This is a genomic window from Streptomyces sp. NPDC057623 (genome assembly GCF_042800355.1).
Classification (GTDB): domain Bacteria; phylum Actinomycetota; class Actinomycetes; order Streptomycetales; family Streptomycetaceae; genus Streptomyces.
Genome location: NZ_JBHVGZ010000001.1, coordinates 414,972 through 439,099, shown reverse-complemented (window position 1 = coordinate 439,099; position 24,128 = coordinate 414,972). Strand labels below are relative to the sequence as shown.

Annotated in this window: 25 protein-coding genes; 18 read left to right on the top strand and 7 right to left on the bottom strand. The window is 70.1% G+C overall.

Annotation, left to right across the window (positions count from 1 at the left end; all coding sequences use genetic code 11):
- The first annotated feature begins 79 nt into the window (after positions 1 to 79).
- From ACFU95_RS02095 to ACFU95_RS02070, 6 genes are all read left to right on the top strand, one after another.
- Positions 80 to 1,387, top strand: a complete 1,308-nt coding sequence (locus ACFU95_RS02095; protein ID WP_383820345.1) for a hypothetical protein — start codon at positions 80 to 82, stop codon at positions 1,385 to 1,387.
- 66 nt (positions 1,388 to 1,453) lie between these two features.
- A complete protein-coding gene (locus ACFU95_RS02090; RefSeq protein WP_383820342.1) occupies positions 1,454 to 2,059 on the top strand; it encodes a TlpA family protein disulfide reductase in 606 nt (201 codons plus the stop codon).
- A 1-nt stretch (position 2,060) separates the two neighbouring features.
- Positions 2,061 to 2,834 carry a cytochrome c biogenesis CcdA family protein gene (locus tag ACFU95_RS02085; RefSeq protein ID WP_383820339.1) on the top strand — a complete coding sequence of 258 codons (774 nt, stop codon included), beginning with the start codon at positions 2,061 to 2,063 and terminating at the stop codon, positions 2,832 to 2,834.
- 3 nt (positions 2,835 to 2,837) lie between these two features.
- On the top strand, positions 2,838 to 4,553 hold the full coding sequence (locus tag ACFU95_RS02080) for a cytochrome c biogenesis protein ResB (protein WP_383820337.1): 1,716 nt from the start codon (positions 2,838 to 2,840) through the stop codon (positions 4,551 to 4,553).
- Positions 4,554 to 4,739: 186 nt separating this feature from the next.
- Positions 4,740 to 5,840, top strand: coding sequence for a c-type cytochrome biogenesis protein CcsB (ccsB, locus tag ACFU95_RS02075; protein WP_383820334.1), 1,101 nt, complete (start codon positions 4,740 to 4,742; stop codon positions 5,838 to 5,840).
- A 67-nt stretch (positions 5,841 to 5,907) separates the two neighbouring features.
- Positions 5,908 to 6,318, top strand: coding sequence for a hypothetical protein (locus ACFU95_RS02070; protein ID WP_383820332.1), 411 nt, complete (start codon positions 5,908 to 5,910; stop codon positions 6,316 to 6,318).
- Here ACFU95_RS02070 and ACFU95_RS02065 read toward each other — a convergent pair.
- From ACFU95_RS02065 to ACFU95_RS02045, 5 genes are all read right to left on the bottom strand, one after another.
- On the bottom strand, positions 6,305 to 7,291 hold the full coding sequence (locus ACFU95_RS02065; protein WP_383820329.1) for an isopenicillin N synthase family dioxygenase: 987 nt from the start codon (positions 7,289 to 7,291) through the stop codon (positions 6,305 to 6,307). The two genes, ACFU95_RS02070 and ACFU95_RS02065, sit on opposite strands and share 14 nt — an antisense overlap.
- Positions 7,284 to 7,742 (bottom strand): nucleoside deaminase, encoded by a 459-nt coding sequence (locus tag ACFU95_RS02060; protein WP_383820326.1) that lies wholly within the window; start codon positions 7,740 to 7,742, stop codon positions 7,284 to 7,286. The genes ACFU95_RS02065 and ACFU95_RS02060 overlap by 8 nt, the downstream gene beginning before the upstream one ends.
- 99 nt (positions 7,743 to 7,841) lie before the next feature.
- Positions 7,842 to 8,195 carry a hypothetical protein gene (locus ACFU95_RS02055; protein WP_383820324.1) on the bottom strand — a complete coding sequence of 118 codons (354 nt, stop codon included), beginning with the start codon at positions 8,193 to 8,195 and terminating at the stop codon, positions 7,842 to 7,844.
- Positions 8,192 to 8,797 carry a DUF6232 family protein gene (locus tag ACFU95_RS02050; RefSeq protein WP_383820322.1) on the bottom strand — a complete coding sequence of 202 codons (606 nt, stop codon included), beginning with the start codon at positions 8,795 to 8,797 and terminating at the stop codon, positions 8,192 to 8,194. The genes ACFU95_RS02055 and ACFU95_RS02050 overlap by 4 nt, the downstream gene beginning before the upstream one ends.
- A 142-nt stretch (positions 8,798 to 8,939) precedes the next feature.
- A complete protein-coding gene (locus tag ACFU95_RS02045) occupies positions 8,940 to 9,266 on the bottom strand; it encodes a PLD nuclease N-terminal domain-containing protein (protein ID WP_383820320.1) in 327 nt (108 codons plus the stop codon).
- 101 nt (positions 9,267 to 9,367) lie between these two features.
- On the opposite strand from ACFU95_RS02045, the gene ACFU95_RS02040 reads away from it, so the two are divergent.
- From ACFU95_RS02040 to ACFU95_RS01990, 11 genes are all read left to right on the top strand, one after another.
- Positions 9,368 to 10,825 carry a menaquinone biosynthesis decarboxylase gene (locus ACFU95_RS02040; RefSeq protein WP_383820317.1) on the top strand — a complete coding sequence of 486 codons (1,458 nt, stop codon included), beginning with the start codon at positions 9,368 to 9,370 and terminating at the stop codon, positions 10,823 to 10,825.
- Complete coding sequence (gene mqnP, locus ACFU95_RS02035; RefSeq protein WP_383820315.1) at positions 10,822 to 11,724, top strand: menaquinone biosynthesis prenyltransferase MqnP; 903 nt, start codon at positions 10,822 to 10,824, stop codon at positions 11,722 to 11,724. The genes ACFU95_RS02040 and mqnP overlap by 4 nt, the downstream gene beginning before the upstream one ends.
- A 93-nt stretch (positions 11,725 to 11,817) precedes the next feature.
- Positions 11,818 to 12,459, top strand: a complete 642-nt coding sequence (locus ACFU95_RS02030; RefSeq protein WP_383820313.1) for a UbiX family flavin prenyltransferase — start codon at positions 11,818 to 11,820, stop codon at positions 12,457 to 12,459.
- Between the two features lie 68 nt (positions 12,460 to 12,527).
- Positions 12,528 to 12,983, top strand: coding sequence for an Lrp/AsnC family transcriptional regulator (locus tag ACFU95_RS02025; RefSeq protein ID WP_048582998.1), 456 nt, complete (start codon positions 12,528 to 12,530; stop codon positions 12,981 to 12,983).
- 82 nt (positions 12,984 to 13,065) lie between these two features.
- The gene (gene mqnE / locus ACFU95_RS02020; RefSeq protein ID WP_383820310.1) at positions 13,066 to 14,229 is read left to right on the top strand and encodes an aminofutalosine synthase MqnE; all 1,164 of its coding nucleotides are present in this window, start codon (positions 13,066 to 13,068) and stop codon (positions 14,227 to 14,229) included.
- A gap of 33 nt (positions 14,230 to 14,262) precedes the next feature.
- Complete coding sequence (locus ACFU95_RS02015) at positions 14,263 to 14,922, top strand: UdgX family uracil-DNA binding protein (protein WP_383820308.1); 660 nt, start codon at positions 14,263 to 14,265, stop codon at positions 14,920 to 14,922.
- 16 nt (positions 14,923 to 14,938) lie between these two features.
- Positions 14,939 to 15,463 (top strand): GNAT family N-acetyltransferase, encoded by a 525-nt coding sequence (locus ACFU95_RS02010; protein WP_383820306.1) that lies wholly within the window; start codon positions 14,939 to 14,941, stop codon positions 15,461 to 15,463.
- A 75-nt stretch (positions 15,464 to 15,538) separates the two neighbouring features.
- A complete protein-coding gene (locus ACFU95_RS02005; protein WP_383820303.1) occupies positions 15,539 to 15,841 on the top strand; it encodes a DUF4229 domain-containing protein in 303 nt (100 codons plus the stop codon).
- A gap of 115 nt (positions 15,842 to 15,956) precedes the next feature.
- Entirely contained in the window at positions 15,957 to 17,609 is a 1,653-nt protein-coding gene (locus tag ACFU95_RS02000) for an SPFH domain-containing protein (protein ID WP_383820300.1), read from the top strand.
- Positions 17,606 to 18,949: an SPFH domain-containing protein gene (locus tag ACFU95_RS01995; protein WP_383820297.1), complete on the top strand. Its 1,344-nt coding sequence runs from the start codon at positions 17,606 to 17,608 to the stop codon at positions 18,947 to 18,949. The genes ACFU95_RS02000 and ACFU95_RS01995 overlap by 4 nt, the downstream gene beginning before the upstream one ends.
- A 58-nt stretch (positions 18,950 to 19,007) precedes the next feature.
- Positions 19,008 to 19,670, top strand: coding sequence for a TetR/AcrR family transcriptional regulator (locus ACFU95_RS01990; protein ID WP_383820295.1), 663 nt, complete (start codon positions 19,008 to 19,010; stop codon positions 19,668 to 19,670).
- Here the strand turns inward: ACFU95_RS01990 and ACFU95_RS01985 are convergent.
- Both ACFU95_RS01985 and ACFU95_RS01980 read right to left on the bottom strand, forming a co-directional pair.
- Entirely contained in the window at positions 19,652 to 20,518 is an 867-nt protein-coding gene (locus ACFU95_RS01985) for a MaoC/PaaZ C-terminal domain-containing protein (RefSeq protein WP_383820292.1), read from the bottom strand. The two genes, ACFU95_RS01990 and ACFU95_RS01985, sit on opposite strands and share 19 nt — an antisense overlap.
- On the bottom strand, positions 20,518 to 21,819 hold the full coding sequence (locus ACFU95_RS01980) for a 3-oxoacyl-ACP reductase (protein ID WP_383820289.1): 1,302 nt from the start codon (positions 21,817 to 21,819) through the stop codon (positions 20,518 to 20,520). The genes ACFU95_RS01985 and ACFU95_RS01980 overlap by 1 nt, the downstream gene beginning before the upstream one ends.
- 367 nt (positions 21,820 to 22,186) lie before the next feature.
- On the opposite strand from ACFU95_RS01980, the gene ACFU95_RS01975 reads away from it, so the two are divergent.
- Complete coding sequence (locus ACFU95_RS01975; protein ID WP_383820288.1) at positions 22,187 to 24,124, top strand: AMP-dependent synthetase/ligase; 1,938 nt, start codon at positions 22,187 to 22,189, stop codon at positions 24,122 to 24,124.
- Positions 24,125 to 24,128 lie beyond the last annotated feature (4 nt).

The window sequence follows — 24,128 nt, the reverse complement described above, 5'->3', positions numbered from 1 at the left end:
CGTGATTCGGAGGAACCTCCCCGTTCGTCGCGCCCTCTGACTGGGTGACCACCACAGGAGCACGACGGACGGGGCAGCAATGCGCAACTTCAGCCGAAGGGGAGTCATCGGACTCGGTGCCGGAGCGGCCGCCGGCCTCGGACTCGCCGGGTGCGGCACCCTCACCTCGTCAGAGGGGTCGAACCATGCCGGAGGTTCCACGGACGGCGGGGACAACAAGCCCGGTGCCCAGGCCAACCGCGCCCGCCCCATAGGCGACGGCTCCACCTCCCACACCGGCAAGCAGCCGCACCAGCCGGGCAGGCCCGAGCCGCTGGAGCCGGGCCAGGAACCGCCGCAGTTCGTCATCTTCTCCTGGGACGGCGCCGGCGAGGTCGGCAACGGTCTCTTCCCGCGTTTCCTCGAACTCGCCAAGGAGCACGAGGCGCACATGACCTTCTTCCTCTCGGGGCTGTATCTGCTCCCCGAGAGCAAGAAGCGGCTCTACGAGCCCCCGAACAACCCGCGCGGTGCCTCCGACATCGGCTACCTCACCGACGAGCACATCAAGGCGACCCTGAAGAACGTCCGCCAGGCATGGCTCGACGGTCATGAGATAGGCACCCACTTCAACGGTCACTTCTGCGCCGGCACCGGCACCGTCGGCAACTGGACCGCGCAGCAGTGGCGCAGCGAGATCGACCAGGCCAAGGGCTTCGTCAAGGAGTGGCGGACCAACTCCGGGTGGACCGATCTGCCCTCGCTGCCCTTCGACTACGACAAGGAGCTCGTCGGCGGCCGCACGCCCTGCCTGCTCGGCCAGGACAACCTGCTGCCCACCGCCCGCGAGCTGGGCTGGCGGTACGACGCCTCCTCGCCCGGCGGTCGCCAGGTGTGGCCGCAGAAGAAGCAGGGGCTGTGGGATCTGCCGTTGCAGCAGATACCTTTCCCCGGACGTTCGTTCGAGGTCCTCTCCATGGACTACAACATGCTCGCCAACCAGTCGATCAACTCGACGAACGCGCCCAGCCACAACTACCCCGGCTGGCGCGAGCAGTCGGCGCAGGCGTACATCCAGGGATTCAAGCGGGCATACGAGACAAACCGCGCACCCTTCTTCATAGGCAACCACTTCGAGCAGTGGAACGGCGGCATCTACATGGACGCCGTCGAGGCCGCCTTCAAGCACATCGCGCGGGAGAAGGAGAAGGGCGCCGACGTCCGGCTCGTCTCCTTCCGGCAGTTCGTGGACTGGATGGACGTACAGAAGCCGGACATCCTCGACAAGTTGCGCACTCTGGAGGTCGGGCAGCAGCCCGTCGGCGGCTGGAAGACCTTCCTGAAGGGCGGCGGCCAGGGCGGCCAGAGCGGTCAGGGTGCCTCCACGGGCACACAGAACGCCGCCTGAAATGCGGGTCTACGCCCGAGAGGGGGGTGCCAAAGATCCCCGGAACGGGCATGCGAAACTTTTCACATGAGTGCCGCCAGTCGCGCCCGTAGCCGTACCGCCCTCTTCGCCACCGCCAGCGCCGCCGTCGCCGCGCTGACCCTGTCCGCGTGCAGTTCGGGCGGTACGTCCGGTGGCGGCGGTGACACCAACTTCGTCGCCGGCGGTAACGGCATCGACACCGTCGCCAAGGGCGAGCGGGCGGTGGCGCCGGTCCTGTCCGGCGAGACCATCGACGGCAAGCAGCTCACCACCGCCGCCACCAAGGGCAAGATCCTCGTCATCAACGTATGGGGATCGTGGTGCCCGCCGTGCCGGGCCGAGGCGGAGAGCTTCCAGACCGTCTACACGGACGTCAAGGACCAGGGCGTCGAGTTCGTCGGCATCAACACCCGGGACACCAGCACCACCCCCGCGAAGGCCTTCGAGAAGGAGTTCGGGATCACCTACCCGAGCCTCTACGACCCCACGGGCAAGCAGATGCTCCGCTTCAAGAAGGGCACGCTCAACCCGCAGGCGATCCCCTCCACGCTCGTCATCGACCGGCAGGGCAAGCTGGCCGCGCGTGCGCTGACGCCCATCGGCGAGGAAACCCTGCGCAGCATGATCAAGCCCGTCCTCGCGGAGAAGTGACGTGAGCGCACTGTCCACGCTCGCCGAGGCCGCGGGCCCGAACCAGACGGTGATGAGCGGCGCCCTGCTGGTCGCGCTGCCCGTCGCGCTGCTCGGCGGCCTCGTCTCCTTCTTCTCCCCCTGCGTCCTGCCGCTGGTCCCCGGCTACCTCTCCTATGTCACCGGAGTCACCGGTACCGACCTGGCCGAGGCCCGGCGCGGACGGATGGTCGCGGGCGCCTCCCTGTTCGTGCTCGGCTTCACCGCCGTGTTCGTCTCCAGCGGAGCCCTGTTCGGCTACTTCGGTGACAACCTCCAGGCGCACAGGGAAATCCTGTCCAAGGTGCTGGGCGTGCTCATGATCGCCATGGGCGTCTTCTTCATGGGCCTGATGCCCTGGATGACCCAGCGCGAGTTCCGCCTGCACAAGCGGCCCGTGACCGGGCTGGTCGGCGCGCCCTTCCTCGGCGCGCTGTTCGGGATCGGCTGGACGCCCTGTATCGGCCCGACGCTGACCTCGGTGATCGCGCTCTCCTACAACGAGGCGAGCGCGGGCCGCGGCGCCCTGCTCACCGTCGCCTACTGCCTGGGCCTCGGCATCCCCTTCGTGCTCGCTGCCGTAGCCTTCCGCAAGGCCCTCGGCGCCTTCGCCTGGGTCAAGCGCCACTACGTCTGGGTGATGCGCATCGGCGGCACGATGATGATCGTCACCGGTGTGCTGCTGCTGACCGGCGCGTGGGACCGCATCGTGCAGGAGATGCAGGTCTGGTCCAACGGCTTCACTGTGGGGATCTGATCGATGAGCAACACGACCGACAAGGCCGCCCCCGAGGGCCAGGACCAGGACCTGGACGCCGCCGGCTCCCAGCTCTCCACCGTTCCCACCGAGGACGCGCCCTACCTGCCGTCCCTCGGCGTCATCGGCTGGGCCCGCTGGTTCTGGCGGCAGCTCACCTCGATGCGGGTCGCGCTGCTGCTGCTCCTGCTGCTGTCGCTCGGCGCGATCCCCGGCTCGCTCATCCCGCAGACCGGCATCGACGAGACGAAGGTCGCCGCGTTCCGCAAGTCCCACGAGACGCTCGCGCCGGTCTACGACAAGCTCGGCCTCTTCCACGTCTACAGCTCGGTGTGGTTCTCCGCGATCTACATCCTGCTGTTCGTCTCCCTCATCGGCTGCATCGTCCCGCGGACCTGGCAGTTCGTCGGCCAGCTGCGCGGCCGCCCGCCGGGCGCACCGAAGCGCCTGACCCGGCTGCCCGCCTACACCACCTGGCGCACCGGGGCCGAGCCCGAGCAGGTCAGGGAGGCCGCGCTCGCCCTGCTGAAGAAGCGCCGCTTCCGCGCCCACCTCTCCGGTGACGCCGTCGCCGCCGAGAAGGGCTATCTGCGCGAGGTCGGCAACCTCGCCTTCCACATCGCGCTGATCGTGATGCTGATCGCCTTCGCCTGGGGCCAGCTGTTCAAGTCCGAGGGCAACAAGCTGGTCGTCGAGGGCGACGGGTTCTCCAACACCCTCACCCAGTACGACGACTTCAAGTCCGGCAGCCTCTTCACCCAGGACGACCTGGACCCGTTCAGCTTCAGGCTGAAGAACTTCAAGGGCACCTACGAGGCCAGCGGTCCCAACCGCGGCACCCCGCGCACCTATGAGGCCGACCTCACCTACAGCGTGGGCGCGGACGGCAAGGACGAGAAGACCACCGTCAAGGTCAACGAGCCGCTGGAGATCGGCGACTCGAAGGTCTACCTCGTCAGCCACGGCTACGCCCCCGTCATCACGGTGCGCGACGGCAGGGGCGAGGTCGTCTTCCAGGACGCCGTGCCCCTCCTGCCGCTCGACGGCAACGTCACCTCCACCGGCGCGATCAAGGTCATGGACGGCTACCGCGACGCCAAGGGCAAGTGGGACCAGCTCGGCTTCCAGGCCTTCTTCCTGCCCTCCTACGTCAAGGGCAACGAGCTCGCCTCGCAGTTCCCGGCACTGCTGAACCCCGTGCTGAACCTGGAGGCCTACCACGGCAGCCTCGGTGTCAACGCCGGGCTCCCGCAGAGCGTGTACCAGCTCAACAAGGAGAAGCTGAAGGGCTTCAAGGACTCCAAGGGCGAGCAGCTCCGCGAGAACCTCAAGCCCGGCGAGACCATGAAGCTCCCGAACGGCGCCGGCACGGTCACCTTCGAGAAGGAGATCAAGGAGTGGGCCGGCTTCCAGGTCGCCCGCCAGCCCGCCAGCGGCTGGGCGCTCGCCGGAAGTCTCGCCGCGATCTTCGGCCTCGCCGCCTCCCTCTTCATCCAGCGCCGTCGCGTGTGGGTGCGGGCCACCACCGGTGCCGACGGCGTCACGGTCGTCGAGATGGCCGGCCTCGGCCGCAGCGAGTCCGCCAAGGTGCCCGAGGAGCTCGGCGACCTCGCCGGGATCCTGTACGAACAGGCGCCGGGCGCGCCCGACGGCACGGGGGCGGAGCCGGACGGTGTGTCCGACTCCGACGCCGCAGCTGCCGAAGGGGCTGAGAATTGAGTCCTCTCCCTCGCGGATCCAAGGAGATTCCTGGCTCACGCCGCCCCACGAACCAGTGGCCCGCCAGGTCTTCCACGATCAACACCAGCCGGGTTGAAACCAGCCCGGTAACACGACCGCAAGCTTCCTGCAGACTTCACCTCCCGACCGCAAGTCGCCGGGATATTCACCCGAAGGAGTGCTGAGGTGACTCTCGCCGCCGCAACCGATCTGGCCGCCGCCACCAACGAAAACCTGGCGAACATCAGCAACACGCTGATCTACTCGTCGATGGCCGTCTACACCCTGGCCTTCTTCGCGTACATCGCCGAATGGCTCCTCGGCAGCCGCAGCAAGGTCGGCCGCACAGCCGCCGCGCTCACCTCGGCGAAGGCCAAGCAGGCCGACGCGCCCGCCGTCACCGTGCAGAAGGGCGGCTCGACCGCCGTACTGGAGCGGCCGAAGGTCGTCGTGCGGGCCGCGGCCGGTCAGCGGGACGTGCCGGACGGGCCCGGGGCACACGGCGGGGACGCGCAGGGCGACCTGTACGGGCGTATCGCCATCTCCCTCACCGTCCTCGCCTTCCTGATCGAGTTCGGTGGTGTGCTCGCTCGGGCTCTGTCGGTGGAGCGGGCGCCGTGGGGCAACATGTACGAGTTCAACATCACCTTCTCCACGGTCGCCGTCGGTGTGTACCTCGCGCTGCTCGCGCTGAAGAAGAACGTGCGCTGGCTCGGGCTGTTCCTGATCACCACGGTCCTCCTCGATCTCGGCCTCGCCGTCACCGTCCTGTACACCGCGAGTGACCAGCTGGTTCCCGCCCTTCACTCGTACTGGCTGTACATCCACGTCTCCACCGCGATCTTCTGCGGCGCGGTGTTCTACGTCGGCGCCGTCTCCACGATGCTCTACCTCTTCAAGGACTCCTACGAGAACAAGCTGGCGAACGGCGGCACCCCCGGCCGTTTCGCCAACTCCGTCCTCGACCGGCTGCCCGCCTCGGCGTCCCTCGACAAGTTCTCCTACCGGGTCAACGCCGCCGTCTTCCCGCTGTGGACGTTCACGATCATCGCGGGCGCCATCTGGGCGGGCGACGCCTGGGGCCGCTACTGGGGCTGGGACCCCAAGGAGACCTGGTCCTTCATCACCTGGGTCGCCTACGCCTGCTACCTGCACGCCCGCGCCACGGCCGGCTGGAAGGGCCGCAAGGCCGCCTACCTGGCCCTGATCGCCTTCGGCTGCTGGCTGTTCAACTACTACGGCGTCAACATCTTCGTCTCCGGCAAGCACTCCTACGCCGGGGTGTAGGTCCTTCGCCGGGGCGCGGACCCGGCAGCGGGGTGCGTTTCGTGCCCGGCGGGGTCAGGCTGGTGTCATGACCGGTTCGGTGGAACAGGGCATCAGCCAGACCCACGGGAACACGCACATCCTGCACTTCCTGGTGCGGCTTCCCCAGGCGGCGGAGACGGTCTGGCCCGCGCTGACCACCCCGGAGGGGCTCGCGTCCTGGTTCACGCCCGCCGACGTGCTGGAACCCCGGCTCAGGGGTGCCGTCACGCTGCGTGACGTCGGGGCCGGTCAGATCACCGCGTGGGACGTGGAGCGGGTCGCCGAGTACACGGTGGGGGCCGGCGGCCGGATCAGGTTCCATCTGGAGCGGGACGGGGACGAGGGCAGCATCCTGCGCTTCACCCGCGAGTTCCAGGGCGCCCAGGGCGGGGAGGAGTCGGAACCTCGTTGGCGGGCCCGCTTCGAGCGGCTGATCGGCGTACTCAGTCGACGGTGATCGAGTCCAGCTTCGCCCGCAGGTACACATGCGAGTCGACCGGCTCGTACGCCACCCGCCCCACCGGAGCCGGCACGGACTCCACGCGGGTGCCGGGCGTGCACTCCCCGAAGTAGACGAGGGACATCAGCTCCTCGGCCGGCGCGTCCGCGGGCGGCGGCAGCACCCGGTGCCGGCCCGAACGCCACCGGTCACCCGTCCAACGGGCCATCAGGTCCCCGATGTTGATGGTGAACGCGTCCGGGTCGAAGGGCGCGTCCTCCCATCCGCCCTCGTCCGTGTAGACCTGGAGCCCGCCCTTCCCCGCCTGCCGGTCGAGGATCGTCACGGTGCCGAAGTCGGTGTGCGGCCCGATGCGGAACTGCCCGGGCTCCGGAGCGCCGGTCACCTCCGCCCCCGGATACCAGTTGATGTTGAAGCCGTACGTCGGGTGGTCCATGTGCCGCGCGAAGAAGTCGGGTTCGAGACCGAGGGCCTCACCGAGCAGGGAGAGGAGCTGGTTCTCCAGCTCACCCATGCGCGCGAGGTACTCCTCGCACAGCGACCGGAGTTCGGGCGTCTGGGTCGGCCAGACGTTCGGCGCGTACCACTCGGCGTTGACCACCGGGTCCGCGAAGGGCTCGTGCGTCGCGAAGGTGAGCGACTCCTTCAGGTCCGGCGGGGTCTCGGTGCCCTCCGCGTACCCGTTGGCCTCGGCCCCGGGGCCGAGCCAGCCGCGGCCGCCGACCTTCGCCTCGTACGCCTGCTTGACCTCGACGGGGAGCGTGAAGAAGGCGCGGGCGGCCGTGCGGATGCGGGAGCGCAGGGACGGGTCCACGCCGTGGCCGGTGACCAGGAGGAATCCGGCGGTCTGGAGGGCCTCGTCGACGGTGCGGGCGATGGCCCGGCGGGCCTCCGCGTCGCCGTCGAGCCAGGGCCGCAGGTCGATCGTGGGAATGCGGGGGGTGTGGGGGGCGTGGGGGTGGTCACTCACCGATGTCCTCGTTCCACAGTGCCGGATTGTTCCTGATGAAGTCGCGCATCATCCCGACGCACTCGGGATCGTCCACCAGCACGATCTCGACGCCGTGCTCGGCCAGCCAGTCGTGCCCGCCGTGGAAGGTGACCGCCTCGCCGATCACCACCCGGGAGATGCCGAACTGCCGGACCAGACCGGAGCAGTACCAGCAGGGCGAGAGGGTGGTCACCATGGTCGTGCCGCGGTACGACCGCTGCCGCCCCGCGGCCCGGAAGGCGGCCGTCTCCGCGTGCATGGACGGGTCGCCGTCCTGGACGCGCCGGTTGTGGCCGCTCCCGAGGAGGGCCCCGTCGGAGCCGTAGAGGGCGGCACCGATCGGGATGCCGCCGTCGCGGAGCCCGGCGCGGGCCTCCGTGACGGCGGTGGCCAGCCACGTCCGGGCCGTCGTCCGATCCAGGAACTCCATGCCTACGACTCTCCTGCGCTCGAAACACGAGGGGCTCCGAGCGGAATGTACCCACGCCGCAGGCCCGACGTGCCTCAGCGGCGGCGCGTCACCCGGCCCTCACTGGCCGCCGAGCAGTCCGAGAACCCTGTTGACCGCCTCCAGGACCGGCTGGCCCACCGCGCCCACCGTCGCGGCGATACCGGCGATGGCCATCAGGGCGCGGTGCCGGTCCTGCGGTGCCGCGTCGGCGTCGGCGCTGAGGACCGGCAGGGAGTCGTCGATGGTCCGGGCGCTCGCGGCCGGCACCTCGCCGCGCAGCAGCTCGATCAGCCGCCGCAGCTCCTCGAGCGCCTCTTGCAGGGCGGGGGCCGCCGCGGGGTCGGCGGCGGCCTGGTTCTTGACGATGCCGGTGTTTCCCATGCCGCCGTGCATGGTCACGTTGTCGCCGAAGAAGTAGTTGTCGCCGCTCATGCGTGCGCCACCCCCACGTTGCCCGTGCCGCCGTACATGTTGACGTTGTCTCCGAAGTAGTAGTTGCGGGGATTGACCATGAGCCGGTCCACCCTGACCTGGAACTCCACCTCGGGGTTCTCGATCGCCTGCACGATCGAGCCGACGAGCTGGTCCAGTTGGCGGGGGTCGGCGCTCGTGACCATGGCGATGGACGGACCGGCCGTCTCGACGGCCAGGACGTACCGCGAGGGCGCGGAGAGGACGGCCACCAGCTCCACCACGCTGAAGGCCAGCGCGGCCAGCGAGCCCAGCCAGACGAACGTGAGGATCGTGCCCGCCGCGCTCTCGTTCGCGATGCTGGTGATTCCGCCGAGGATGGTCAGGGCGAACGCCACCGACAGGATGATCCCCACGCGCTTGAGGAAGAGCACGGTGGCTTCCTTGCGTCTGGGGGTGAGCGTGTACGTGTACACCCGTGTGACGTTCTCCAGCGGATACGCGGCTCCGTCGACCCAGAGCAGCCGCTTGCCCACCCGCAGGTCGACCGCGGTCACCGCCCGCGGCGGTACCGCGGGCGGCGGCGGTATGTCGTGGTGTCCGGGCGGTTCTGTTCTCTCCATCGGTCCCCCTGAGGTCACTGCCTGATGGCCATTAACTACTCAAGGTGGCGCCTGGGGCAAGCGAGTATCCGGGGTCAACTGTGAGGCTGTCGTGGAGAGTTGAGGCAGAGGAGGAGAGGGCGGACGGTGAGGGGCCCGCCCGTCAGGGCTCGTCGCGCTTCGGGTCGTCGCCCTGCTTCTTGTCGTCGTCCTCGTCCAGGGACTTCAGGAACTCGGGGTTGTCGTCGGGGGCGACCCACTGCTGACGCCGCCGCTGGTCCCGTACGCCGGACCAGCCCTCGGCGGCAGGGCTGCGCTTCTTGCCCGCGATGAGCCAGGAGATCGAGCCGACCAGCGGGAACACCAGCACGAGGATCGCCCACAGCGGCTTGGGCATGTGGCGGATGTCGTCCTCCTTCGTGCTGATGCAGTCGATGAACGCGTACACGCTCAGCGCCAGTGGCACGAGGAACATCAGCACCCGGAGCATGGGTCCTCTCAAGCGAAGCAGTCGTCCGAAACAGTCGGCGGGGCCGGGGGCGCGGCCCCCGGGTTCAGGGCCAGGGTAGCCGCTCGGGGATACTTGACCCCATGGCTTACGACGATCTTCGTTCCCTGCTCAGGGCACTGGAACGCGAAGGCGACCTCAAGCGTGTCAAGGCTGAGGTCGATCCGTATCTGGAGGTCGGGGAGATCGTCGACCGCGTGCAGAAGTCCGGCGGTCCCGCGCTGCTCTTCGAGAACGTGAAGGGCTCCTCGATGCCCCTCGCGATGAACGTCTTCGGGACCGACCGGCGGCTGCTCAAGGCCCTCGGCCTGAAGTCGTACGGCGACATCTCGGACAAGATCGGCGGGCTGCTCAGGCCCGAGCTGCCGCACGGCTTCGTCGGCGTCCGCGAGGCCTTCGGGAAGCTCGGTGCGATGACGCACGTACCGCCGAAGAAGGTGAAGTCCGACAGCGCGCCGGTGCAGGAGGTCGTACTGCACGGCGACGAGGTCGACCTGGAGCGGCTGCCGGCGCTGTTCACCTGGCCCAAGGACGGCGGCTCCTTCTTCAACCTGGGGCTCACGCACACCAAGGACCCGGAGTCCGGCGTACGGAACCTGGGGCTGTACCGCCTCCAGCGCCACGACAGGCGCACCATCGGCATGCACTGGCAGATCCACAAGGACAGCCGGAACCACTACCAGGTCGCGGCGAGGAGGGGTGAGCGGCTGCCGGTCGCGATCGCCTTCGGGTGTCCGCCCGCCGTGACGTACGCCTCCACCGCGCCGCTTCCCGGTGACATCGACGAGTACCTTTTCGCCGGGTTCGTCGCGGGCAAGCGGATCGAGATGGTGGACTGCAAGACGGTGCCGTTGCAGGTGCCGGCGCAGGCGGAGGTCGTCCTTGAGGGGTGGCTGGAGCCCGGCGAGATGCTGCCGGAGGGGCCGTTCGGCGACCACACCGGCTTCTACACGCCGCAGGAGCCCTTCCCCGCGCTGAAGATCGACTGTGTGACGATGCGCCGGCGACCGCTGCTCCAGTCGATCGTCGTGGGCCGGCCTCCCACGGAGGACGGACCCCTGGGCCGTGCGACGGAGCGTTTCTTCCTGCCGCTGCTCAAGATCATCGTCCCGGACATCGTGGACTACCACCTGCCCGAATCCGGCGGCTTCCACAACTGCGCGATCGTCTCGATCGACAAGAAGTACCCCAAGCACGCGCAGAAGACGATGCACGCGATCTGGGGCGCCCACATGATGTCCCTGACCAAGCTGATCGTGGTCGTCGACTCCGACTGCGACGTGCACGATCTCCACGAGGTCTCCTGGCGGGCGCTCGGCAACACGGACTACGCCCGTGACCTCACGGTCGTCGAAGGCCCCGTCGACCATCTCGACCACGCCTCCTACCAGCAGTTCTGGGGCGGCAAGGCGGGCATCGACGCGACGAAGAAGTGGCCCGAGGAGGGCTACACCCGCGACGGCGGCTGGCCCGACATGGTGGAGTCCGACCCCGAGACGGCGGCGAAGGTCGACCGTCGCTGGAAGGAGTACGGCCTGTGAGCAGCGCCTCCGCCGCGATTCCGCAGCCCGGACGCACGAAGGCGTTCCTCCGCCTCGTCATGATCGAGCACTCGGTGTTCGCGCTGCCCTTCGCGTACATCGCCGCGCTCACCGCGATGTTCCAGGTGGACCGGAACATCCACTGGGGCCGGCTGCTCCTGGTGACGATCTGCATGGTCGGCCTGCGCACCTTCGCGATGGCCGTGAACCGGATCATCGACCGCGAGATCGACGCGCGAAACCCCCGCACCGCGCACCGCGAACTGGTGACCGGCGCGATGTCCGTCCGCCACGCCTGGACCGGCGCCCTGATCGCCCTGGTGATCTTCCTGGGCGCGGCGGCCCTGCTGAACCCCCTCTGCCTGGCCCTCGCCCCCATCGCGGTGATCCCGATGGTGGTCTACCCCTACGGCAAACGGTTCACGAACTACCCCCAGGCGATCCTCGGCCTCGCCCAGGCGATGGGCCCGGTCGGCGGCTGGCTGGCCATCACCGGCACCTGGTCCTGGGACGCGGTGATCCTCGGCCTGGCGGTCGGCGTCTGGATCGGCGGCTTCGACCTGATCTACGCCTGCCAGGACGTCGACACCGACCGCGAGACCGGCGTCATGTCGGTCCCGGCCCGCTTCGGCATCCCGGCGACGATCTGGGCCGCGCGGGTCTGCCACACGGTCACCACGGCCCTGTTCGTCTGGTACGCCCTCGCCACGGACGCGGGCGCGTTCTTCTGGCTGGGCCTGCTGATCGTGGCCGGCGCGTTCGGGTACGAGCACTCGATCGTGCGGCCGCATGACCTGTCGCGTCTGAACAGGGCGTTCTTCAGCGTCAACGGGTTCATCGGGATCGCCCTGTTCGTGTGTGCGCTGCTGGATCTGCTGGCCCGGGGCCTGACCGTGTGAGAGAACCTTGCGGAACCCAAGACGCGGACCGGTCCTGAGCATCGCCCCGCCCGCCGGTAGGCTCGGGGTGTGAACGCAGGAGAAACGCAGCGCGTGCCTTGGATCGTGGGGGTTTCGGGGGCGTCCGGTACGCCATACGCCGCCGCGGTGCTGCGCGCGCTCCTCGCCGCCGGGGAGAGCGTCGACCTGGTCGTCAGCCGGGCCTCGCGGCTCACCCTGCTCGACGAGACGGGGATCCCGTTCCGCGACGCCCACTGGGAGGCCGACCTGCGGGAATGGCTGTCCCGCGGGGCCGACGGCAAGCCCGGGACCTTCCATGTCGACCTCGCCGGCGTACGGCACTGGAGCGCGGGGGACCTCGCGGCCGGGCCGTCGTCCGGGTCGTACCCCGTCAAGGGCATGCTGATCGTGCCCGCGTCGACGGCCTGTGTCGCGGGAGTCGCGCTGGGGCTGTCCAAGGATCTCCTGCAGCGAGCGGCGGGTGTCACCCTGAAGGAGCGCCGCAAGCTGGTCGTGGCCGTCCGGGAGACCCCGCTGAACGGCCAGACCCTCCGCCATCTCGTCACGCTGGACGACGCCGGCGCGAGCGTCGTACCGGCGTCGCCGGGCTTCTACGCGGGCGCGACCCACATCCAGGACCTGGTGGACTTCGTCGCCGGGCGGGTGCTGGACGCGGCGGGCGTCGAGCACGGGCTGTACCGGCGGTGGCAGGGCGAGCTGGGGAACGGCACATAGAGCACGTCACGCACGTCGCAGTACCTCTCATCACTTCTGGAACTCTTCAGCGGAAGGCTTCGAATCGCATGGACGCGGTGGACAGGCAGCTCATCCAGGCCCTGAGAGAGAACGGCCGGGCCTCCTACGCGGAGCTGGGACGCCTCGTCGGACTGTCGGGGCCCAGCGTCACCGACCGCATCAACCGGCTGGAGGCGGCCGGTGTCATCACCGGCTACCGCGCCACCGTCGACGCCGCCTCGCTCGGCCTCGGCGTCACCGCGCTGATCGGCATCTCGCTCTCCGACGCCACCGACCACGAGGACGTGGCGAACCGCCTGCGGGACCTGGGCGAGATCGAGGACTGCTGGTTCATCGCGGGCGACGACTCGTACATGCTCAAGGTGCGTGCCGCCGACGTGGACGGCCTGGAGAAGATCATCCGACGGCTCAGCGGCACCGTGGGCGTCTCCCGGACCCGTACGACGATCGTGCTCTCCACCAAGTGGGAGAACCGCGTCGGAGAGCTGCCGGAAGAGGAGTAGGAGCGAAGCGCCGTATGGGGGTCCCTCCGCCCGAAAGGTGGCGGAGTACGGTTGACGAAGTCTGTCTGAGAGAGGTGCACGCATGGACGTCGGGCTCAAGCGCGAGCTGGAGGAGAAGGTCCGCTCCGGTGAGCGACTGTCCCGCGAGGACGGCATCGCGCTGTACGAGTCGGACGACCTGGCCTGGCTCGGCGGCCTCGCGCACGAGGTGCGCACCCGCAAGAACGGCGACGTCGTCCACTTCAACGTCAACCGCCACCTCAACATGACCAACGTCTGTACGGCCTCCTGCGCGTACTGCTCCTTCCAGCGCAAGCCGGGGGAGAAGGACGCGTACACGATGCGCATCGAGGAGGCCGTCAAGCTCGCCAAGGCGATGGAGTCGGACAACCTCACCGAGCTGCACATCGTCAACGGTCTGCACCCGAACCTCCCCTGGCGCTACTACCCGCGCTCGCTGCGGGAGCTGAAGGCCGCCCTCCCGAACGTCTCGCTGAAGGCATTCACGGCGACCGAGATCCACCACTTCGAGACGATCAGCGGGCTGTCGGCGTCCGAGATCCTCGACGAGCTGATCGACGCGGGCCTGGAGTCGCTGACCGGCGGTGGCGCCGAGATCTTCGACTGGGAGGTCCGTCAGCACATCGTGGACCACCGCACCCACTGGGAGGACTGGTCCCGCATCCACCGCCTGGCGCACGAGAAGGGTCTGAAGACCCCGTGCACCATGCTCTACGGGCACATCGAGGAGCCGCGGCACAGGGTGGACCACGTCCTGCGGCTGCGCGAACTCCAGGACGAGACGGGCGGCTTCCAGGTCTTCATCCCGCTGCGCTACCAGCACGACTTCGTCGACATGCAGGACGGCAAGGTACGCAACCGCCTCCAGGCGCGCACGCAGATGGCGACCGGCGCGGAGGCCCTCAAGACCTTCGCCGTGTCGCGGCTGTTGTTCGACAACGTCCCGCACGTCAAGGTCTTCTGGGTGATGCACGGCGTCCAGACCGCCCAACTGGCCCTCCAGCACGGCGCCGACGACATGGACGGCTCGGTCGTCGAGTACAAGATCACGCATGACGCCGACAACTACGGCACGCCGAGCAAGCTCACCCGCGAGGATCTGCTGGACCTGATCCGCGACGCCGGGTTCCGTCCGGTGGAGCGGAACACGCGCTACGAGATCATCCGGGAGTACGACGGTGCGGACCCGCTGCGCCGCGAGTCCCCCCAGCCGATGCGGGTGTGATTCCCCGGGGCGGGGCCGTGGTACTCGTCCGCCATGGTGAGCACCAGGACACCTGAGGACGCCTACACCGCCGAACCCTTCCTCCCGGAACGCGGCGGCCTCCCCGCTCTGCGCCGTGCCGCCGCCGAGTGCCGGGGCTGCCCCCTGCACGCGGACGCCACGCAGACCGTGTTCGGCGCCGGGACGGCGAACGCCCGCCTCATGCTCGTGGGCGAACAACCCGGCGACCAGGAGGACCGGCAGGGCAAGCCCTTCGTGGGCCCTGCCGGGAGGCTGCTCGACCGGGCCCTCGCGCAGGCCGGCATCGACCCCGCCGACGCCTACGTCACGAACGCCGTCAAGCACTTCGAGTTCACCCGTGCCGAGCCCCGCAAGCGCCGTATCCACAAGGCGCCCACCCTCCGCGAGATGACGGCGTGCGGTCCCTGGCCGGCCGCCGAGCCGGCTGTCGTGGAGCCCGAGCTGATCGTGCTCCTGGGCGCGAGCGCGGGCAAGGCGCTGCTGGGGTCGTCGTTCCGGGTCGGGGAGGTGCGCGGGGCGGTGCTGGAGCGGGAGATCCACGGTCGGCGGGAGAAGCTGGTGGCGACGGTGCATCCGTCGTCGGTGCTGCGGGCTCAGGACGACGCCGGCCGGAAGGCGGCGTACGACGGTCTGGTCTCCGACCTCGAAGTGGCGGCGCGAGCCCTTTCGTAATGGCTACGATGGCTCGGTGTCCCTTACTTTCACACTCGACCCGGCCGTCACTCCCGCCCTGCGCGACGGCATCCTCGACCTGTGGACCGACGTCTCCAACGCGGGCGGAGCCGTCGGCTTCGTGCCGCCCGTGACCCGGGAGGCGGTCCGGCCGACGCTGGTGCAGCACTTCGCGGCGATGGCCGAGGGGCGCACCCGGCTGCTCGTCGGGCACGACGCGACGGGCGAGGTGGCGGCGACGGCCTTCTTCACCTTCAACACGCACCGGCTGATGACGCACTGGGTGTGGCTGTACACGGTGATGGTGCACCCCCGGCACCAGGGCAAGGGCTACGGCCGCGACCTGCTGACCTCCGCCGAGCAGGCGGCCCGCACCTTCGACGGCATCGAGGCGGTACGGCTCACCTGCCGCGGCGGCCTCGGCCTGGAGCGCTTCTACGGCGCCTGCGGCTACAAGGAGGTCGGCCGGATCCCGGCCGCCATCAGGGTCGCGCCGGGTGACGACCGGGACGACGTGATCATGCTGCTGCCGCTCGGCTGACCCCCCTGCAAGATCGAGGGCCGTGCGTGCTTCACTGGACAGTGGCCCTTTTTGGAATCGGAAGAGTGGATTGAGATGCTCCGCTACACACTGATGCGCCTCGGAATCTTCGCGGGCTGCCTCGTGGTCGTCTGGGGCCTCGTCTACTCCGGCGTCGCCCCGCGCGGCCTCGGCGCTTCCAACGGCATGTGGGTCATCCTGCTCGCCCTGGTGGTCTCGGCCCCCATCAGCTTCGTCGTCCTGCGCAAGGAGCGCGACCGCGCCTCCGAGCAGATCGTCCAGAAGGTCGACCGGGTGAAGGCCAACCTGGAGGCCAACCGCAGCCAGGAGGACGACGTGGCCGAGGAGCCGGCCGGGGCACAGGGCCAGGCCTCCTAGCCGCACCACCGCCACATCCCCGCCGCGCTACCGCTGGGTAACGGTCCCGGGGCACCCCCTTACTCTTGGCCGATCACATGATGTGGGATGGCTGAAACAACGTAAGGGGGGAACCGTGGCACGAGCGCGCGCGAAACAAGGCGCACGACGCGTGGCCGAGGCCGTCGCATCCGGCACCGATCCGCGGACGGCCGCGCAGGAGGAACTGCAGCGGCAGGTCGGCGGACGCGGGACACGGGCGGACGGCGGCGAGGGGTACGACGCGCAGGGCCAGGGCATCGACCCGGCCGACTTCCCGGCCGCCCGCGAACAGGGTGGCTCCACCTCCACCGTCATGCGGCAGAAGACGGTGCCGCTGGACGAGGCCGGGGAGGCGCTCGGCCGCAGCGAGCAGGTGCGCGAGGGCGGCGAGACCGTGCACGCCATCTGCCCGATGGTCATCCCCAAGGGCCGCTCGATCTTCTCCATGCTGCCCGTGCTGATGCTGCTCGTGCTGAGCGTGGTGGGCGCCGCCATCGTGGGAGCGTCCGGCGCCGACGTGCTGACCAACCCCCTGTTCGGCGTGCACTCCTGGGTCATCTCCGTGCTCGCCGCCGCGTTCGTGTGGTGGCGTCAGGGCATGGTCATGGTGCCGGACGGCTGCCAGGCGATGATCACCCGCTTCGGCAAGCTGGAGAAGGTCGTCGGCCCGGGCCGGATCGTGCTGCTGAGCCCGTGGAAGCGGGTGTCGTACATCGTCAACACCACGATCGAGTACCCGTTCAACGCGCCGGTGCGCGAGGCACCGACCAAGGGCGGCGTGAAGGCGTCGATCGACCTGTTCATCCAGTTCCGGATCAGCGACCCGACCGAGTTCGTCTACACACTGGGCGCGGTGCGCGGCTTCGAGGAGAAGCTGAGCAACGCGGTGAGCGAGACGATCCGCACCCTGGTCTACGAGCAGGAGGCCGCCGGTATCTACGACATGGTCGGCGAGGACACCGGACGCCTGCTGGACCTGCTCAACCAGCAGTTCCGCCCGGCCGTCGAGCTGACCAACGCCAACATCACCCACGCCGAGCCCTCCGACCAGCGCTACCGCATGGACCTGGCGGCGCCCGAGATGGTGCGGGTGGCCAAGGAGGCGTACACGCACGAGTACGCGCTCCAGCTCCGCAAGGAGCAGGACGAGGGCGACCTCACCCGCGAACTCGCCTCCAGCCTGGAGACGCTCTCCGCGATCCAGGCCGACATCGCCCAGTACCAGGCGCAGATGGACACCGCCGTGGAGCGCGAGACCAACCGCGCCGAGGCCCTCGCCCGCCAGCGCTATGTGCAGGCCGAGTCGGAGGCGAAGGCCAACGCGGCCCTGCTGGAGGCGCAGGCCCTCGACATCCGCGCGGTGACCGCCGCGGAGGCGCCGGAGATCCTGGAGTACCGCTACCAGCAGCAGGTGCTGGACACCCTGGAGCAGGTCGCCGACCATCTGCCGCGCCTGGTGCGCATCGGTGGTTCGGCGGACGCGGGCATCGACTTCCTGGAGCTGGCCCGCGAGCTGGTCGGCGAGCGCGGCACGGAACTGTTCACCGACGAGGACATGGCCGCCGTCCGGGGGCGTCTCGGCGAGGTGTCCGCGCGGATCGCCGCACGCGAGACGGAGATCGGTGCGCTGCTGGCCGCCGAGCGGCCGACGGTGCCGCAGGTGCCCGAACAGCCCGGCGCGACCGACGGCGTCCCCGGCTCCGACAGCTCCATCAGCTCTGACGTCTCCGAGGGGGCCGACCAGTGAGCACCGCCCGTTCCTCCCACCGCCGGTCGGTCATCTCCGAGAAGGTCGCCCCCTGGAGCGACATCGCGCGGCTGCTGCGCGGCGGCGAGGCCGACACCCTGATCCCGGTGATCATCCCCCGCCACCGGCGCCGACTGTGGTGGATGCTGCCGCTGTGGCTCGGCGTCTACGCCCTGTTCATGGGCGTGATGCTGACGCTGGGCGCGGCGGACTCCGAGTCGCTCGCCGGTGACCTCGCCTACGGCACCCTCGCCACCCTGTCCTACGTCGGCGGCGTCGTGCTGCTGCTGATCGGCGCGCTGTGGTGGTGGCGCTCCTCGATCGTCGAGATCGAGCAGGGCACCAACGGTGTGCTGACCCGCTACGGCGCGGTCGTCCGCACCCTGGACGCCGGCCGCCACTACCTGTGGCACCCGTGGTCCCGGGTCGACTTCGTGGTCGACACGGCCACCGAGATCCCGTACTCCGCACCGGTGATGGCCTGCCCCACGCAGGAGAACGTGCCGCTGCGCTCCATCGAGTTCTTCCTGAAGTTCCGCATCACCGACGCCGTGCTGTTCGTCCGCACGATCGGCGCGGGCAACTTCGACCTGGTGCTCTCCAGCGCCGTACAGGACGCGATCCGGCAGCGGGCGCGGAAGATGCGCACCGAGCGGGCGTACGACCTGCGCGGTTCGGACGTGGCCGACATGCAGGAGCTGCTCAACCGCCAGCTCTCCGGTTACGGCGTGCGCATCACCGGCTCCAACATCCCGGACGTGCAGCTGCCGGCGCAGTACCAGCAGCACCTGTCGACCCGGGAGCGGGTCGCCAAGGAGCGCACGGCGTACGACCAGGAGTGGGGGCTCATCCGCAAGCGCCGCATCGACCAGCTGGGCATGGACATCGAGCGGGCCAAGAAGGTACGGGACGCCCGGATCGTCGAGGTCAGGGCAGCGCTGAACCGGGCCCGTGAGGAGGTCGCCCAGCTCCTCGAGCAGCAGGAGACCAACGCCCAGCGGGTGCGGTTCGAGATCGAGACGCGGGGCCGCAGCGGTCTGATCGCCGCCGAGAACGAGGCCCGCGCCCAGCGCGCCCTCGCCAAGGCGTACCGCGACAACCGCGCCGTCCTCCAGTACGAACTGGCCCGGCGGCGCCTGGAGGTGGGCGCCAAGCTCGCGGGCAAGGCCCCGCAGCCGGTGGTCGTGCGGACCGACGGTTCGAGCGCCGACACCTCGGCCCTGTCCACGCTGCTCGCCGCGCAGTTGCTGCCCCGGCTGACGGCTCTGCCGGCCGCCGACGGCAGGGCGCTGACGGACCGGGTGGCACGGTTCGCCGACGAGCTCGGCGGCGAGGAGTAGGGCAGGCGTTCACGACGGGCCGGGTGGGATCTCCCTCCCGGCCCGTACGCTGAGCGCCATGGGTGCCGTGAAGACCAAACGGATGCCGCGGGCCGTCCGTGAGCAGCAGATGCTGGACGCCGCCGTGCGGACCTTCGGCCGACGCGGGTACATGGCCGCGTCGATGGACGAGATAGCCGAACTCGCCGGCGTCTCCAAGCCGTTGGTGTATCTGTACCTGAACTCGAAGGAAGACCTCTTCACCGCCTGCATCCGGCGTGAGGCCGCCGCGCTCGTCGCGGCCGTCCGCGCCGGCGTCCGGACCGAGCTGCCCGCCGACCGCCAGCTCTGGGACGGACTGCGGGCGTTCTTCACCCACACCTCGCACTACCCGGACGCCTGGTCCGTGCTGCATCTCCAGGCCCGCACCCACGGCGAGCCGTTCGCCTCCGAGGTCGCGGCGATGCGCGCGGAGATCGTGGAGTTCGTGACCCAGCTGATCCTCGTGGCCGCCCGCGAGGCCCACCGCGACCCCGACCTCCCGGAGAGCGAGGTCGCGGGTGTCGCCGAAGCCCTGGTGGGCGCCGCCGAGTCGCTCGCCGACTGGGCCAACACCACGCCGGGTGTGACGGCACGGCAGGCGGCGGCCACGCTGATGAACTTCGCGTGGGCCGGTCTGGCCAACCTCATGGACGGCAGACCCTGGACGCCGCCGGACGCCGCTCACGAGACGAGCGGATAGACCTCCCCGGTCACGTGCACGCGTCCCGTCGACGCGCCCCGCAGCTCGAACCGCCCGCCCTCCGCGGCATACGTCACCGTCCCCGGCAGCAGCACCGGCGCCCGGAACTCCGCCTTCACTCGGGCCCGCTCGGGCACGCCGTGCGCGGCGAGGCAGCGGGCCACCGTCCACATGCCGTGCGCGATGGCGCGCGGGAAGCCGAACAGGCGGGCGGTGAGGGGGTGGAGGTGGATGGGGTTGCGGTCACCGGAGGCGGCACCGTAGCGGCGTCCGACGTCCCCGGCGAGGCGCCATTCGGCGACTTCGGGCAGCGGCTCGGACACCTCCTTCGCCGACTCGGGGGCCCGGTGCGGCGGTTCGGGGGCCTGGTGCGGTGTGCGATGCCGGGCCAGATACGTGCTCCTCGACTCCCATACGACCTCCTCACCCACCCGCATCGTGGTGATCACGGCGGCCTCCGTGCCGCGCCGGTGCGGGGCCAACCCGTCGACGCGGACGGAGAGTTCGTGCTCCCCCATGGCCGCGAGGGCCCGGTGCTGGGTGATCGTGATCGAGGTGTGGACCAGCCCGAGCAGCGGCAGCGGGAAGTCCCGGCCGCTCATCAGCCGCATCGCCAGCGGGAACCCGAGTATGTGCGGATACGTCACCGGGAGAGCGTCCTCTCCGGTGGGGAAGCCGCACACCCGCTCGTAGGAGGCCAGCCGGGCGAGGTCCACCCGAAGTCCGGGCAGAACGAGCCGGGTGCGCGGGAACTCCGCGTCGGGTGCGGGGCGTTTGAAGGGTGACAGCAGGGCGCCCCGGGCGAGCAGGGGCGGAAGGGAAGGAGCACTGGTGAGTACGAGTGACATCACGCCCCCAGCAGGCTCTGGCCGCATACGCGTACGACCTGGCCGTTGACGGCCCCGGACCCGGGTTCCGCCAGCCACGCGGTCGTCTCGGCGACGTCGACGGGCAGTCCGCCCTGCGCGAGTGAGTTCATCCTGCGCCCCGCCTCCCGGATGAACAGCGGTACCGCGGCGGTCATCTTCGTCTCGATGAAGCCCGGCGCGACCGCGTTCACCGTCACCCCGTGCTCGGCCAGCGCACGCGGCGCGAGGCCGCGGACCAGTCCGACGACGCCCGCCTTGCTCGCGCCGTAGTTGGTCTGCCCGGCGTTCCCCGCCAGCCCCGCGATCGACGCCGTCGCCACGATCCGCCCGCCCCGCCGCAGCGTCCCGCTCTCCAGCAGGGCGTCCGTGGTGCGCAGCACGCTCGTGAGATTGACGTCGAGCACCGAACTCCAGCGCTCGGCGGGCATGTTGACCAGCCGCCGGTCCCGGGTGATCCCGGCGTTGTGGACCAGGACGTCCAGCCCGTCGGGCAGCGCGGCGACGATGCGCCCGCCCGCGTCGGGGGCGGTGATGTCGAGCGCGAGGGCGGTGCCGCCGAGCCGGTCGGCCACCCGCCGGGCGTCCTGTTCGGCCTGCGGTACGTCGAGTACGACGACCCGGGCGCCGTCCCTGGCCAGCGTCTCGGCGACCGCCTCGCCGATGCCGCGCGCGGCGCCGGTGACCAGGGCGGTGCGGCCGGCGAGGGGGCGGTCGGGGTCGGCGCCCGGGTCGTCGTACTCACCGTGGGCACCGACCTCGATGACCTGGCCGCTGACGTACGCGGACCTGGGGGAGAGCAGGAAACGCAGGGTCGACCCGGCGGCGCGGGCGTCCGTCAGGCGTACGAGATTCACGGTCCGGCCGCGCCCGATCTCCTTGCCGAGCGAGCGCGTGAAGCCCTCCAGTGCCTGCTGGACGGCCGCCTGGTGATGGTCGGCGGGGTCGAGGGGCGCGCCGAGGACGACGATCCGGCCGCTCGCGGCGACCGACCGTACGACGGGGTGGAGGGCCGTGTGCGCCTCGGCGAGCGTCTCGACGTCCCGGACTCCCGTGGCGTCCAGGAGTACGGCGACGGGCCGCTCGGAGGAGGTCGTCAGGGCGGGGGCCACGTCCGTCAGTTCCAGGTCCGACTTGCCGGCCGTGCGGAGCAGCCGGTCGCCTTCCAGGGCGGGCCGCTCCGGTGACCAGCGCTTCAGCGCGGCGGGTTGTGGCAAGCCCAGCCGGCGGGTGAGGAAGCGGCCGGGCGCCGTGCCGGCGAAGGTCAGATAGCGGTCGGCCATGTACCACTCCCAGTGCGCTCCGGTGCTGACTCCTGAGTAAGGTTACCCGAGGTAAGTCCATGCCGGAGCGAAGGTGACGGGGCTTCTGGAGCATGGCCGACGGCGGTCGTTGGGCAAAGGTAAGGAGAAGGTGAGACGAAGCTGAGGGGCCCTCACATAACCCCCGACGTTGCACATACCCGGCTCCGTACCGCCGCCGAACCCGCACAACCTCCACACGCGCGCGCCGTACGATCTTCTGCCTAACCAGCGGTAACCCTTTCCGCAGGCCTCCGCATGCCTCCGCAGGTGAACACCACGGTGCGCGAGGCACGTACGTCATGCAGCAAGCAGTTTCGTCGCTGCACGCCCGCCGCAGGAGCCGCCCGTGTCCACCCCGCTTCCCTCCTTCGCCCCCTCGGCCGCCTTCGACGACGCTCCCGGCCCGAACCTGGTGCAGCCCGAGACACGGCGACTGGACGGTGCCGTGCGGGAGGCGTACGTACCGTCGTTCGCGCCGCCGGTGACCCACGGGTCGCTCGCGGACCTGCCCTTCGACAACGCGGCCGCGGCCCCGGACGCCGTGGTCCTCAGCCGCCGGGGCGCGGACGGGCGGTGGCGGGACGTCACGGCGGCGGAGTTCGCCGAGCAGGTGCAGGCGGTGGCCAAGGGGCTGATCGCCGAGGGGCTGGCGCCGGGCGACCGGATCGCGATCATGTCGCGTACGACGTACGAGTGGACGCTGCTCGACTTCGGCGCGTGGGCGGCCGGTCTCGTCACGGTGCCCGTCTATCCCACCTCGTCCGTCTTCCAGACCCGCTGGATCCTCCAGGACTCGGGCGCGGTGGCCCTGGTCACCGAGACCGGCGCGCAGGCGGCCGCGCTCGGCCCCGAACTGGACCGCGTGCCCGACCTGCGCCACATGTGGGTGATGGAGAAGGGCCACGTGGAGCGGCTCGCGGAGTACGGCGCGCAGCAGCCCGACGGGGAGGCGAGCGTACGGCGCGGCATGCTGGTGCCGGACACGCTGGCGACGCTCATCTACACCTCGGGCACGACGGGCCGCCCCAAGGGCTGCGCGCTGACGCACGGCAACTTCTTCGCCGAGGTCGACAACGCGATCGAACTGCTCTACCCGATCTTCAAGGCGAGGACGAGCGAAGAGGCGTCGGTGCTGCTCTTCCTCCCCATGTCGCACGTCTTCGGCCGCATGGTGGCGGTGGCCTGTATCCGGGCCAGGGTCAGGCTGGGCCACGCGCCCAGCCTGAAGGCGGAGGACCTGCTGCCGGACCTGGCGGCGTTCCGGCCCACCTGTCTGCTGACCATCCCCTACATGCTGGAAAAGGTCTTCAACTCCGCCCGCGCCAAGGCCGAGACGGGCGGACGCGTGTCGTCCTTCGACCGGGCGGCGTCCGTGGCCGAGCGCTACGGCGAGGCGCTGGAGTCCCGGGCCGCGGGCACGGGCGGCGGCCCGGGCGCGGCGCTCAAGACGGCCCGCGCCTTCTACGACCCCCTGGTCTACCGCCGTATCCGCAACGCCATGGGCGGCCGGGTGCGGTACGCGATCTGCGGCGGCTCCCCGCTCGGCCGCCGCCTGGCCGCCTTCTACACCGGCGCGGGCATCGAGATCTACGAGGGCTACGGCCTGACGGAGACGACCGGCGCCGCGACGGTCACCCCGCCCCTGAAGCCCCGTCTGGGCACGGTGGGTTGGCCCCTGCCCGGCACCCGCATCCGTATCGCGGCGGACGGCGAGATCCTCATCGCCGGCGACCAGGTGCTCCGCGGCTACTGGGACCCCTCCGCGGGCGGCGTGGTCCCCGCGGCCGCGGACGGCTGGCTGCCGACGGGAGACATCGGCGCCCTGGACGACGAGGGCTACCTGACGATCACCGGTCGCAAGAAGGAACTCCTGATCACGGCGGGTGGCAAGAGCGTGGCCCCGGCCCCCCTGGAGAACTGGCTCCGCTCCCACCCCCTGATCTCCCAGTGCATGGTCCTGGGCGACCGCCGCCCCTACGTCTCCGCCCTGGTCACCCTGGACATGGACGGCGTGAGCCACTGGCGCCGGATGAACGGCAAGCACCCCGTCCCCGCCGAACTCCTCGTGGACGACGCCGAGCTGCGGGCCGTCCTCCAGCGCGCGATCGACGAGGCCAACAAGCTCGTCTCCCGCCCCGAGTCCATCCGCCGCTTCGCGATCCTGCCGGCGGACTTCACCGAGATGGACGGCCATCTGACACCGTCGATGAAGCTGCGGCGGGAGGCAGTCATGCGTGACTTCGCGGGCGAGGTGGAGGGTTTGTACGAGAAGGGCGATAAGTAGGGCA